This is a genomic window from Anaerolinea thermophila UNI-1, assembly GCF_000199675.1.
Classification (GTDB): domain Bacteria; phylum Chloroflexota; class Anaerolineae; order Anaerolineales; family Anaerolineaceae; genus Anaerolinea; species Anaerolinea thermophila.
The window spans coordinates 3,432,706-3,445,662 of record NC_014960.1 but is presented as its reverse complement, the minus strand read 5'-3'; the positions used below and the strand labels follow the sequence as shown (position 1 = coordinate 3,445,662).

General features: G+C 60.6%; 11 protein-coding genes. 8 read left to right on the top strand and 3 right to left on the bottom strand.

Annotation, left to right across the window (positions count from 1 at the left end; all coding sequences use genetic code 11):
• Positions 1-138 precede the first annotated feature (138 nt).
• From ANT_RS15460 to ANT_RS15450, 3 genes are all read left to right on the top strand, one after another.
• The gene (locus ANT_RS15460) at positions 139-795 is read left to right on the top strand and encodes an ABC transporter permease (protein WP_197534074.1); all 657 of its coding nucleotides are present in this window, start codon (positions 139-141) and stop codon (positions 793-795) included.
• Positions 796-873: 78 nt separating this feature from the next.
• Positions 874-1,605 (top strand): ABC transporter ATP-binding protein, encoded by a 732-nt coding sequence (locus ANT_RS15455; RefSeq protein WP_013561466.1) that lies wholly within the window; start codon positions 874-876, stop codon positions 1,603-1,605.
• The gene (locus tag ANT_RS15450; RefSeq protein WP_013561465.1) at positions 1,593-2,441 is read left to right on the top strand and encodes an ABC transporter substrate-binding protein; all 849 of its coding nucleotides are present in this window, start codon (positions 1,593-1,595) and stop codon (positions 2,439-2,441) included. The genes ANT_RS15455 and ANT_RS15450 overlap by 13 nt, the downstream gene beginning before the upstream one ends.
• A 3-nt stretch (positions 2,442-2,444) precedes the next feature.
• On the opposite strand, the gene ANT_RS17945 is transcribed toward ANT_RS15450, so the two are convergent.
• On the bottom strand, positions 2,445-3,074 hold the full coding sequence (locus tag ANT_RS17945) for a FumA C-terminus/TtdB family hydratase beta subunit (RefSeq protein WP_013561464.1): 630 nt from the start codon (positions 3,072-3,074) through the stop codon (positions 2,445-2,447).
• Positions 3,075-3,086: 12 nt separating this feature from the next.
• Complete coding sequence (locus tag ANT_RS17940; protein ID WP_013561463.1) at positions 3,087-3,968, bottom strand: fumarate hydratase; 882 nt, start codon at positions 3,966-3,968, stop codon at positions 3,087-3,089.
• Positions 3,969-4,225: 257 nt separating this feature from the next.
• On the opposite strand from ANT_RS17940, the gene ANT_RS15435 reads away from it, so the two are divergent.
• Positions 4,226-6,745, top strand: coding sequence for an ATP-binding protein (locus ANT_RS15435; RefSeq protein WP_013561462.1), 2,520 nt, complete (start codon positions 4,226-4,228; stop codon positions 6,743-6,745).
• Between the two features lie 7 nt (positions 6,746-6,752).
• On the top strand, positions 6,753-8,312 hold the full coding sequence (locus ANT_RS15430) for a LasA N-terminal domain-containing protein (protein WP_155818196.1): 1,560 nt from the start codon (positions 6,753-6,755) through the stop codon (positions 8,310-8,312).
• Here the strand turns inward: ANT_RS15430 and ANT_RS15425 are convergent.
• Entirely contained in the window at positions 8,303-8,713 is a 411-nt protein-coding gene (locus tag ANT_RS15425; RefSeq protein ID WP_013561460.1) for an MGMT family protein, read from the bottom strand. The two genes, ANT_RS15430 and ANT_RS15425, sit on opposite strands and share 10 nt — an antisense overlap.
• Before the next feature lie 280 nt (positions 8,714-8,993).
• On the opposite strand from ANT_RS15425, the gene ANT_RS15420 reads away from it, so the two are divergent.
• From ANT_RS15420 to ANT_RS15410, 3 genes are all read left to right on the top strand, one after another.
• On the top strand, positions 8,994-10,721 hold the full coding sequence (locus ANT_RS15420) for an ABC transporter substrate-binding protein (RefSeq protein ID WP_197534073.1): 1,728 nt from the start codon (positions 8,994-8,996) through the stop codon (positions 10,719-10,721).
• A 100-nt stretch (positions 10,722-10,821) separates the two neighbouring features.
• Positions 10,822-11,898, top strand: a complete 1,077-nt coding sequence (locus tag ANT_RS15415; protein ID WP_013561458.1) for an ABC transporter permease — start codon at positions 10,822-10,824, stop codon at positions 11,896-11,898.
• Between the two features lie 15 nt (positions 11,899-11,913).
• Complete coding sequence (locus tag ANT_RS15410) at positions 11,914-12,843, top strand: ABC transporter permease (protein WP_013561457.1); 930 nt, start codon at positions 11,914-11,916, stop codon at positions 12,841-12,843.
• The last annotated feature ends 114 nt before the right edge of the window (positions 12,844-12,957 follow it).

Genomic DNA, 12,957 nt, shown 5'->3' with positions numbered 1-12,957 from the left:
GCAGGTTTCAGAATCCCTCAAAAGGAAGAGATTCCTCATGGGGGATTCTTTTTTTCCCGCGAAAGGACGCCGCCGGGAATTCCCCGCACGGGGAACCCCCCATGCCGTTTTTTTTCAAGTAAAATCATGACAGGCTCCATGAACGCTCAACTGGATGAAATTGTCCTTCTTTCTCTGCGCGTTTCGGGTATCGCGCTTTTCTTCAGTTCCCTGCTGGGAATTCCTGCGGGAATTTTGCTGGGGCTGAACCGTTTTCCGGGAAAACGGATTGCCATCATCCTCATTTACACGGGGATGGGCTTTCCCCCCGTGGTGATTGGCTTGCTGGTCTATTTTTTGCTCTCTCAGCGCAGTCCGCTGGCAGGCTTGCCCTTCCTGCCCGACCTGTTTACCCCCGAAGCCATGATTCTGGCTCAGATCATCCTGGCGTTCCCGCTGGTGGCAGGCTTTACCATGACTGCCGTTCAGGCGGTGGATCCCGCCCTGCGCCTGCAGGTGATGGCGCTGGGCGCAACCCGCACGCAGGCGGCGCTTGCCGTCCTGCGCGAAGCCCGCAACGGCGTGATTGCCGCCATTGTGGCGGGCTTTGGCGGCATTATCTCCGAAGTGGGCGCGGTGATGATGGTGGGCGGCAATATCGAAGGACGTACCCGTGTACTGACCACCGCCATTGTGCTGGAAACCCGCCAGGGCAATTTCAACACCGCTCTCGCCCTCAGCCTGATTCTTCTGGGCATGGCATTTGTGGTCAACGCCCTGCTGTTCATCCTGCAGGACCGCTGGCAGGACGCCTGAAATCTTATGGAAACGCTTTATCGCATCGAACACCTTGAATTTGTAGTATAATTGATAAGCAGGCACTGATGAAATCTTATGGAAACGCTTTATCGCATCGAACACCTGCAACAGACCTACCAGAATCGCACCGTGCTGGATGTGCCGGATTTAAGCATTCGGAAAGGCGAGATTCTGGCGGTTATCGGTCCCAGCGGCTCAGGTAAAAGCACTCTTTTGCGCCTGCTGGCGTTCCTCGAAACCCCAACGCGCGGTCAAATCCTCTTTGACAATTTTCCCTTCACCCCGCTGACCGCCGAAATGCCCCTGGCACTGCGGCGGCGGGTGACGCTGGTCTTCCAGCGTCCCGTGCTGTTCAACGCCAGCGTGCGCGCCAATGTAGCTTACGGGGTGCGCCTGCGAGGCGAACACAATCATCATCAGCGGGTGGAGCAATCTCTGCGCGAAGTGGGCATGGAAAAAATGGTGCACGTGCGCGCCCACACGCTCTCCGGCGGCGAAATTCAGCGCACCGCCCTGGCGCGCGCCATCGTCCTTCAGCCCGAAGTACTGTTGCTCGATGAACCCACCGCCAACCTCGACCCCTACAACGTGCGCCTGATTGAGGAACTCATCCAGCGCCTTAACCGCCAGCAGGGCATGACCCTGGTAGTGGTGACGCACAACGTCTTTCAGGCGCGCCGTCTGGCGCACCGCACTGCGCTTCTGCTGGAAGGAAAACTCATCGAGGTTGCCGAAACCCCCTCTTTTTTTGAACACCCCGCAGACTCGCGCACCCGCGCGTTCATTCAGGGAGAATGGATATGTTGAAACGATTTTGGATGCTCATCCTTGCCCTGCTGGTGCTCAGCGCCTGTCAGTCTGCCCCTGCCGTCCCGCATCTGCGCCTGGCAACCACCACCTCAACGCAGGATTCGGGGTTGCTGGATGTGCTGATTCCCGCCTTCGAGCAGGAATATCCCGTAAAGGTAGATGTGATTGCTGTAGGCACAGGGCAAGCCCTCAAACTGGGCGAAGACGGCAACGCGGATGTTCTACTGGTACATGACCGCGCCCGCGAGGATGCCTTCATGGCGGCTGGCTACGGCGTGCGCCGTGAGGACGTCATGGTCAACGACTTTGTGCTGGCTGGTCCCGCCGAAGACCCTGCCGGCGTAAAACAGGCGGATTCAATTGCCCAGGCTTTCCAGCGTATTGCGCAGAGCCGGTCTCCCTTCATCTCCCGCGGCGATTCTTCCGGCACGCACGCGCGGGAATTGAGTTTGTGGAAGCAAGCTGGCATCAACCCGCAGGGCGAGAACTGGTACTTCTCCGCCGGTCAGGGCATGGGTGAGGTGCTGACCCTGGCAGATGAAAAGCGCGCTTACACCCTCAGCGACCGCGCCACATTCCTGCGCCGCCGGCAGAACGGGCTGAAACTGGCAATTCTGCGAGAGAAAGACGAGGGACTGCTCAATCCCTATGGCGTGATTGTAGTCAGCCCCAGCCGCGGCGCTGACCTGCAGGTGGAATGGGCAGAGACCTTTACAGACTGGCTCATCTCCATCCCCGTCCAGCAGAAGATTGCTCAGTTTGGCGTGGACGAGTTTGGACAGTCGCTCTTCTTTCCCAATTCGCGGCTCTGGCGGGAGCAGAATCACCCCTGAGGGTCAGGATTTCTCGCCCGTCAACAGATTTTCCAGTACCTTTGCCGAGCGCGCTTCGATTTCGGCGTGCAGGCTGTTTCCGTTGGCGTCCATGGTCACCACGACCGGGAAGTCTTCCACTTCGATGACCCAGAAGGCTTCAGGAACGCCAAACTCCAGTTTATAAACGCCCAGCACGCGCTTGACGGTCTGCGCAATCCACGTAGCCGCGCCGCCCACCGCATGCAGGTACAGTCCTGGAACTTCCTGGCAGGCTTGCAGAGTTTTGGCGCCCATACCGCCCTTGCCGATGACGCCTTTCACGTTGAAGTGGCGCATGATATCGCCCTGATAGGGTTCTTCGCGGATGCTGGTGGTGGGACCGGCGGCAACAAATCGGTACTCGCGGGTATCCAGTCCGGCAACCACCGGTCCACAGTGGTAAATCACCCCGCCATTGAGCAGTTTCTTCAGGGCTTCGTAAACCTCTAAATCATCACCCTGCGGCTCGCGCTTGCGGGTGACGAAGGTATCGATCAGCCATTTATGTCCGGCATCGCGCGCGGTGACCATCACTCCGGAAAGAGCAAGAGGATCGCCTACTTTCAACGAGCGCACCACATCGTCGGAAATGGGAATCTGTACTTTCTTCATGGAGTCCTCCCTTTACTTGTACACAGCGGTGCCGTCTTTCCAGATCATTCGGCGGCGGCGGTACGCCCAGCACATGTACGACACGGTGACGAAGAAACTGGCAGGCAGGCGGTGTAAACCGGTGATTTTGGTATCCAGCACGGTGGTGTTGCCGCCAAAGCCCATCGGACCGATGCCTAACTGATTGGCTTCCTCGGTGATGCGTTCTTCCAGTTTTTCCAGTTCCGGGTCCGGGTTGGGGTTGTCCAATTCGTTGAAGAGGACCTCTTTCGAGGCGTAGTATCCTGAGCCGCGGTCGCCGCCGATGGCAACGCCAAGGATGCCCGGCGAACAGCCCTGCCCCTGGGCTTTGTGTACAGCATCCAGCACCACACGACGCACCCCTTCCAGGTCGCGCCCGGCAGGAACTCCGCCGCCCACACGCCCGGGCAGAGAGTACTGTGCGCCAACGTTCTCGCAACCGCCGCCTTTGAGCATCAGGTCAACGGTGAGGGTGTCACCGTCCACCTCTTCAAAGTGGATGGTGGGAAAGTGTTCATCGCCCAGGTTGTTACCGGTGTTCTTCTCGGTGAGTGAATCCACCGAGTTGGGGCGCAAATACGAGCGTTTGGTGGCTTCGGCTACGGCTTCTTCAATCACCTGGCGCAGTTTGCGGGTGGACCACCCTTCAGGGTGATACACGTAAAAAATCGGGGTACCGGTATCTTGACAAATCGGTGTGGAGCGTTTGCGTGCCAGTTCTACATTTTTCAAAATAGTTTCCAGCGCGCCGCGTGCCGCCGACCCGGGTTCTTCGCGCTCCAATGCCTGACGGAGCGCCTTTTCCACATCGGGGGGCAGGTTGGTTGCCGCCAGCCGAATCAATTCAATCAAAGGCTCTTTAAGATGTTCCATTTTCCGCCTCCGGGGAAATCGCAACCATGTACCTTTATTCTACACTTATTTTATTCGATTTCTCTGGTTTTTTCATCCCCCGCGTATCGGCTTTTCGGGCGATTTTCGGGGCATCCATCCGGGAAGGGAGCGCCGTTGCCGCCCGGGTGGGGCGGAAAATGCCCCGAACGGCTCGATGGCGGTTGCGCCAAAAGTGACTTTGATTTATCATATTCCCAAACAATTCTGGTATTGTGCACGCACGAGAGAGGACGCACATGAAACCTGCTCCCTTTTTCCTTGGGCGTTCGGTTGCCGCCGAGGGGGGTGAACCCCAACCCGTGACCTACGACCCCGATGACCTGACCACCCACGGCGTCATCGTCGGCATGACCGGTTCGGGCAAGACCGGCTTGATGATCGGCATTCTTGAGGAAGCCGCCCTGCACGGCATCCCTGCCATCGTCATTGACCCCAAGGGCGATTTGACCAACCTGCTGTTGCATTTCCCCGACCTGCGCCCCGAGGATTTTGAACCCTGGATTGACCCCGAAACCGCCCGCCGTCAGGGGCAAAGCGTGCCTGAACTGGCGGCGGCAACGGCAGTCAAATGGCGCGAGGGCTTGAGCAGTTGGGGGCTGGGGCGCGATCATCTGCTGGCGCTTCAGCAAGCCGTGGATTACGTGGTGTACTCTCCCGGCTCCACCGCCGCCGAGCCGGTGAACCTGCTCTCGTCGTTTGCTCCGCCCGCCGGGCTGAATTTTGAGGAACACGGCGAGATTCTGCGCGAGCGCATCGCCGCCACCGTCACTGCCCTGCTGGGGCTGGTGGGCTTGAAAGACTTGGACCCCCTGCGCTCGCGGGAGCATATCCTGCTCTCCAACCTCATCGAAAACGCCTGGAGCAAGGGCGCCGCGCTGGATTTGAGCGAACTCATTGTGCAGGTGCAAACCCCGCCCTTTGAGCGCCTGGGGGCTTTTCCGGTAGATCGTTTCTTCCCTGAAAAAGACCGCTTCGACCTGGCGGTGCTGTTGAACAACTTCCTTGCCGCGCCTTCGTTTCAGGCGTGGACGCGTGGACAGTCCATTGACCCGCAAGCCTTCCTCTACACCCCCGAGGGGCGTCCGCGCATGAGCATTTTCTACCTGGCGCACCTCAGCGAGGCGGAGCGCATGTTCTTCGTCACCCTTTTGCTGGCAAACGTGGAGTCGTGGATGCGCTCTCAGCGCGGGAGCAGTGGACTGCGCGCCCTGCTGGCGTTCGATGAAATCTTCGGCTACCTGCCGCCCATTGCCAACCCGCCTTCGCGCCCGGTGCTGTTGCGCCTGCTCAAACAAGCCCGCGCCTTCGGGCTGGGGCTTCTGCTGGCAACCCAGAACCCGGTGGATGTGGACTACAAGGGCTTGTCCAACGCCGGAACGTGGTTCATTGGGCGTTTGCAGACCGAGCAGGACAAGGAACGCCTGCTGGACGGCTTGCAAGCCATTGAGGGCGGGGTGGACCGCGCGGAGTATGCCCGCCGGATTTCGGCGCTCAAACCGCGCACCTTCCTGCTCCACAACGTGCATCACCGTGGGGGAGCGCAGGTGTTCTCTACCCGCTGGTGTCTCAATTACCTTGCCGGTCCGCTGACCCGCGCGCAGTTGGGCGGGCTGAAAGCCCTGGGCTCGGCGCCGGAAGGGGTGCAGGTCAGCGTGACCACCACAGCGCCTCAGGCGGTCAGCGCGGCGGTTTCCCCTGCTGTACCCACTGCCGTTCCCGCCTCGGCTCCCCCGGTCAGCGCGCCAGTGGCGGGCGGGCTGGCTTCGCTCACCCGCACACCGCCGCCCCCGCCGACGGGCATTCCGGCGGTGTTCCTGCCCACCGAACTGACCCTCAGTCAGGCGCTGGCACAGCGCGGCGCAACCTTCAGCGGACCTGCGCGCCCGGAAGGCTTGTTCTACCGCCCTGCCCTGCTCTTCCAGGCAGAGGTGCGCTATCTCAACCGCCGCTACGATGTGGATACCGTCGAGACGGTGGCTTGTCTGGTGGAAGAAGCCGCCAACGGGCGCGTCGACTGGGAAGCCTGCCTGCGCTCGCCCTTTGACCCGCGAAAACTGGACCCCCAGCCCCTGCCCGATGCGCGCTTCGAGCCGCTCCCATCGGCGTTTGCTAACCCCAAGACCATCGCCGCCGCGCAAAAGGACTTTCTGGACTGGCTGTACCGGCGCAGTGCTCTGCGCCTGTTGGCAAACGAAGCCCTCAAACTGTACGGCGATGCCGACGATACCATGGCAACCTTCCGCCCCAAGTGCGACGAGGCGGCACGGCGGGCGCTGAAAGAGGAAACCCAGAAAATCGAAAGCGCCTTCCGCAGTAAACTGGAGAGCCTGGCGCGGCGGGTGGAACGTCAGCAGAGCATCGTCAAGAAATACGAGGACGAGGTGGGACGCCGCCGCATTGAGGAATTGGGCACCGGCGCCGAACTGGTGCTGGGGCTGTTCGGCGGGCGCAAGCGCAGTATCTCCAGCGCGCTTTCCAAAGGGCGCATGACCGCCAAAGCCAAAGCCGAACTGGAAGCCGCCGAGAAAGCCCTGGATGCCCTGCAGGATGAATACGAAGACCTGCAAAAGCAAAAAGAGGAAGCCCTGCGCGAAGCGCAGGATCGCTGGGCAAAGGTTGCCGCCGAGATCACCGAAATCACCCTGACGCCTCAGCGTAAGGATATTTTCCTCGACCTTGCCGCGCTGGCGTGGATGCCGGTGTATCTGGTGCAGGCGCAGGGGGTGACGCTGGAAGCCCCGGCAATTTCGCGTTGAGATGAGTGTGCGTGCTTCTCTCCGCCTGGTATCGGTTTTCTTTTTCTTGTTAACCTTCCCAGCGCTGGCGTGCAACCTGCCGGTGGCACCGCAGGAAACCTCTGCGGGTACGCCTGACCTGCCTGCGCCGGTGAAGACGGCTGACTCTGCCATGCCAGTTGAGACAGTCCGTGTGCCGGTGCTGGTGCAACATTTTCGCGGACTGCGCCTGCCGCGCGACTTTAACGCCCCGCTCCCGCTGGATACCTATGCTGGCAGTGGCGAGCAATTCCCTTATGTTACCCAACCCGGCGATACGCTGGACGCCATCCGGCGGCGCTTCCGATTGGATTCTACTGCCTCGCTGATTCTTCCTCAACCTCTCGAGGAATTTGCCTACCTGCCTGCCGGGCTGGAAATGCAGGTGCCGGTGTTCTTTTCCCAAACCCTGACGGGCGCGGCGCTCTTCCCCGACAGCGAGGTGGTGTACGGTCCGCCTTCGGCGGGCTTCGATGTGGAAACCTGGGTGGCGCAGACGCAGGGATTCCTCAGCCGGTACAGCGAGACGGTGGACGGCGAGACGCTGAGCGGGGCGCAGATTGTGCGGCGGGTGGCGTTGGAAACATCCATCAATCCGCGCCTGTTGCTGGCGGTGCTGGAGTGGCGTTCGGGCTGGGTACTGGGCGAGCCTGCGGGGGGCAATCCTGAACATCCGCTGGGGTTTGATGCGCCTTCGCACGTGGGACTGTACCGCGAACTTTTGCTCTCCACCCGCTTTCTGACGATGGGTTACTACGGCTGGCGCGGCGGCACGCTGGAGCAGATTGAATTTGCCAGCGGCGATGCCTACCCGCCCAGCCCATTCCTCAACGCCGGTTCGGTGGCAGTGCAAAACCTGGGGGCAAAGTTTACCGGTGACCTGTCGCGGTGGGCAAACAGCCTGTACGGCGAGCAGGGCTTGCTGGCGGTGTATGTGCGCCTGTTTGGCAGTCCCTGGGAGAATGCCCTGCCGTATGAACCGCATCTGCCGGCGCGCGAAGCGTGGAACGAGCCGGCGTGGGAATTGCCCTTCCCGGAAGGCGAAGCCTGGAGTTTTACCGGCGGTCCGCACGTTGCCTGGGGGCTGGGCAGTCCGCGAGGGGCGCTGGATTTTGCGCCCATCGAACAGCCCAAAGGCTGTTCCACGTCCACACGCTGGGCAACTGCCAGCGCGGCGGGGGTGGTAGCGCGCTCGGAGCGCGGCGCGCTGGTGCTGGATACCGACGGCGACGGGCAGGAACAAACCGGCTGGACTCTGCTCTACCTGCACCTTGCCGATGAGGGGCGTCTGCCGGTGGGTTCGAGTGTGCAGGTCAATGACCGGCTGGGGCATCCTTCCTGCGAGGGCGGCATCGCCACCGGCAGGCACGTGCACATCGTGCGCCGTTACAACGGGGAATGGATAGGCGTTTCTCCTGTAACGCCTTTCGTGCTGAGCGGCTGGGAGGTTCAGGCAGGCGAGTTAGCCTATCAGGGGCGTTTGGTGAAGGGCGAGGCGCTGGTCACCGCCAAGCCCGATGGTTCGGTGGAGGCACGCATTCAGCGCTGATTCGGCTGGGGCAGAAAGCCGTGACTTTCCAGCCACTGTGGGTCGGGTCCTTCCCACAGGTGCAGAGACATCCTGACTCTGCCTCTGGCGTCAAAGGTCACCCCTTCGGCTTCCAGGCGGCGGCGCTGTTCTTCGCGGCTTCTGGCGACGATGATGAGGCGTCCATCGGCGGCGGGGACGCGGTGCCAGGGGACATCGTCGGGGCAGACTGCCATGGCTTGTCCCGCCCAGCGGGCGCGCTGAACGCGGTACAGGTCGGGCGAGAGGCCTTCCGGGCAGGGGATACAGGCGGCAATCCTGCCGTACGGGAAGACCTTGCCAGGGGGAATCTGTTTGGCGAGCAGCCACACGGCGGCGTAAAAGGCGGGCTCGGCGGCACGGGGCAGGGAGGCGGGGCTCATTTCCATCCTTTCATGGGAGGAAGTCATACAGCCAACCACGAGGGCAATTCCAGTATACCCTCACTGTCTGCCGGACGTCCATTGCCTGTAGGGGAAATCCTCTTATCCCCATAAGAATTGACAAAACGGGAGGATTGTTTATAATGTTTTTCATCCCCTCAGGATTTTCAAATGTCTTACCATTTAAGGAGGTGGTCGCCCGTTCGAACCTGTGTTGTTTTTCCCGATGCCCTTTCGGGATGACAGAATCCAAATCCAACTTTCGCCAAAGGAGGAGATTGTGTTTAAGCGTTCGTTCTTTACCTTTGTTGCTTTGCTGGTCGTTTTGAGTTTGGCACTGGCGGCATGCCAGCCCAAGCCCACCGAAGCGCCCACGCAGCCCCCGGCTCAGCAGGAGCCGACCAAAGCCCCGGAACAGCCCACGGCTACCACTGCGCCGGAACAGCCTGCCGCCCCGGCTTTTGAGGGCATGAAGGTGGAAGCCCCCAACTGCGATTACGGCGGCGAGTTGAAGTCCATCGAAGCCGTGGATGCGCAGACCGTCAAGTTCACCCTGTGCTATCCTGACCCGGCGTTCCCGTCCAAGGTGGCGTTCAACGTGTTCGCCATTGTGGACAGTGAGTACCTGGCTCAGGTGGGTGGTGATTCGATCAAGATGTCGGATGCGCCGGTTGGCACCGGTCCCTTCAAACTCAAATCCTGGGTGCGCGGCGACAGCATTACCTTCGAAGCCAACCCCGATTACTGGGGCGAGAAACCCAAGTACCAGACCCTGATTTTCCGCTGGTCGGAGCAGTCGGCTCAGCGCCTGCTGGAACTGCAATCCGGACAGGTGGACGGCATTGACAACCCCGCGCCGGAAGATTTCGCTACCATTGAAGCCGACTCCAACTTGCAACTGATTCCGCGCGATCCGTTGAATATCTTCTACATCGGCTTCAACGTGGACCTGGCGCCGTTCAACAACGAAAAGGTGCGTCAGGCGTTCGCCATGGCAATTGACCGCAAGAAGATTGTGGATAACTACTATCCCGAAGGCTCTGAGGTGGCGACGGTGTTCGTACCGCCTGCCCTCAAACCCGGCTGGAGCGATGCCAACCCCTGGTACGAGTACAACCCCGAGATGGCAAAGCAATTGCTGACCGAGGCGGGCTTTGACTTCAATCAGGAAGTCAAACTGTCCTTCCGCAACGTGGTGCGCGGCTACCTGCCTACCCCCGATAAGGTGGCTCAGGAAATCCAGGCGCAGTTAGCGGAGATTGGCGTCAAGGTGAAACTCAACCAGATGGAATCGGCGGCGTTCATTGACTCCACCGCCGCGGGCAACGAAGCCTTCTACCTGCTGGGCTGGGGCGCCGACTACCCGGATGCCACCAACTTCTACGACTATCACTTTGCCAACGACAACAACAAGCAGTTTGGTACGCTCTTCCCCGACATTGTCGAGCCCATCCGCAAAGCCGCGCAGATTTCCGACCCGGCTGAGCGCCAGAAACTCTATGATGAGGTCAATGCTAAACTGAAAGAGCACGTCCCGATGATTCCGGTTGCCCATGGCGCTTCGGCGGTGGCTTTCACCGCTTCCGTCAAGAATGCCATGACCGGTCCGCTGAGCAATGAGCCCTTCTTCATCATGGACCCCGGCAAGGATACGCTGGTGTGGATGCAGAATGGTGAACCGGCAGCCATTTACTGCCCGGACGAAACCGACGGCGAAGCCCTGCGCGCCTGCCAGCAGATCTTCGAAACCCTCCTGCTCTTCAAACCCGGTACGGCTGAGGCGGGTCCCGGTCTGGCGGAGTCCTACACCGTTAACGGCGATGCTACCGAGTACGTCTTCACCCTGCGCAAGGGCGTGAAGTTCCACAACGGCGCCGATCTGGACGCCAACGATGTGGTGGCTTCCTTCAAAGCGCAGTGGGATGCCAAAGACCCCAATCACAAGGGGCGCACGGGCACCTTTGAGTACTTTGGCGCTTTCTTCGGCGCGTTCCTCAACGCTGAGTAAGCAAGCGGGATTAACCAGTCTATGATGTAACGCGCGGGGCGGGTCTGAGAATCCAGAACGGGTTCGGCGGGCTCGCCCTCGCCTCTTTTCAAAAGGTCTTATGCTTCAGTTCATCACGCGTCGCCTCATTCTACTCTTTCCGGTACTGATTGGTGTTTTGCTGGTCACCTTTGTCATCGTGCGCGCCATCCCCGGCGACCCCTGCAAGGTGATGCTGGGTGAGCGCGCCACCGAGGAAAAGTGCGCCGAATTTAAAGAGCGCTACGGCTTGAACGATAATTTGCTGGTGCAGTTCGGGCGTTTTCTGGTCAACATGGGCAGGGGCGACCTGGGGGTGTCCATCCGCTTTGGACAGCCGGTGGTCAACCTGATTGCCGCCCGCCTGCCCATGACGATTGAATTGACCATCGGCGCGATGCTCTTTTCCACCATTGTCGGGGTGTTTCTGGGAATCATCTCGGCGCTCAAGCGCAACACCATTGTGGACACGATTACCATGGTCATCGCCAATATCGGCGTGTCCATGCCGGTATTCTGGCTGGGACTGGTGCTGGCATACGTCTTTGCCCTGCTGCTCAAGGATACGCCCTTCTTCCTGCCGCCTTCGGCGCGCCTGACCTCTGGACTGGCGCTGACCCAACTGGCAGATTACTGGGGCTTGAAAGACCTGAGCGGCTTTCAGAAGTTCGTGGTGGACTTTCTCACCCACTCCCTGCTGGTGAACGCGCTGGCAACCGGCAACTGGAAACTGCTCGGCGATGGTTTGCGCCATCTCATCCTGCCTTCGGTGGCGGTGGGGACAATTCCCATGGCAATCATCGCCCGCATGACCCGCTCCAGTTTGCTGGAAGTGCTCGGGCAGGACTACATCCGCACGGCGCGCGCCAAAGGCTTGCCCTACAACAAGGTCATCAGCAAGCACGCCCTCTCCAACGCCATGATTCCCATTGTCACCATCATCGGGCTGGAGACGGGCGCACTGCTTTCCGGCGCAGTGCTGACCGAGACGGTCTTCAACCTGCCGGGGGTAGGCACGGCGCTGGTGGGCGCCATCCTGGCGCGCGATTATCCGGTGGTCCAGGGCTTTACCCTGGTGGTTGCCATGGTCTTCATCCTGGTCAACCTGCTGGTGGATATTTCCTACGCCTACCTTGACCCGCGCATCCGCCTGGAGTGAGAGGGAGGGAGAAGCATGAGCGCAGTCTCGCTGAAAAACAACACCGAAAAAGCCGCCGAGCGCTGGTCTCCCACCCGCGACGCCTGGCGGCGTTTGCGCCGTCACCGCTCGGCGCAGATTGGCATGATCATCCTGGGGCTGATGGTGCTGGTAGCCATTTTTGCCCCGCTGATTGCCCCTTACGACCCCGTCAAGCAGATGCAGGATGTCAAGCGCCGCGAACCGCCCTGCATCCATCTGCTGGGCTGTCCTGCCGAGAAGCCGGAACACATTTTCGGCATTGACGGCAACTTCCGCGACCTGTTCTCGCGGGTGGTGTTTGGCTCGCGGCTTTCCCTGCAGATTGGCTTTGCCACCATCGGCTTTGCCATTCTGGTAGGCGGTCTGCTGGGCGCTATCTCGGCGTATGCTGGCGGCTGGGTGGATAACCTCATCATGCGCATTATGGACGTGCTGATGGCGTTTCCCAGTCTTTTGCTTGCCATTGCCATTGTGGCGGTGCTGGGGACGGGGCTGATCAACGCCCTGCTTGCCATCGGGATTGTCTCCATCCCGCGCTATGCTCGTCTGGTGCGGGCAACCGTTCTGCAGGTGCGCGAGATGGAGTACGTGCAGGCTTCGCGCGCGCTGGGCGCAGGTGGCTTGCACATCCTCTTCCTGCGCATCCTGCCCAATGCCATCACCCCGCTCATTGTGCAGGGCACGCTGGGCATTGCCGGCGCCATCATTGACGCGGCGGCGCTGTCGTTCCTGGGATTGGGCGCCGAGCCGCCCACCCCCGAATGGGGCTTGATGCTGGGCGAGGAACGCAACAGCGTGTTCAACGCCCCGCATCTGGTCTTCTTCCCGGGGTTAGCCATCATGCTCACCGTGCTGTCGTTCAACCTGCTGGGCGACGGCTTGCGCGATGCTCTTGACCCGCGCCTGCGGGGGAGCGTTTCCTGAAGCCCATATCCGTCAGGGGGGAGTGAAGCAAAAACGGCAAGTGGTAAAGAAAGCCCCCTGAGCCTTTAGCCCTCGACATTGTCCCGTCGGGGGCTTTTTTGTGTGCCTGCTCCA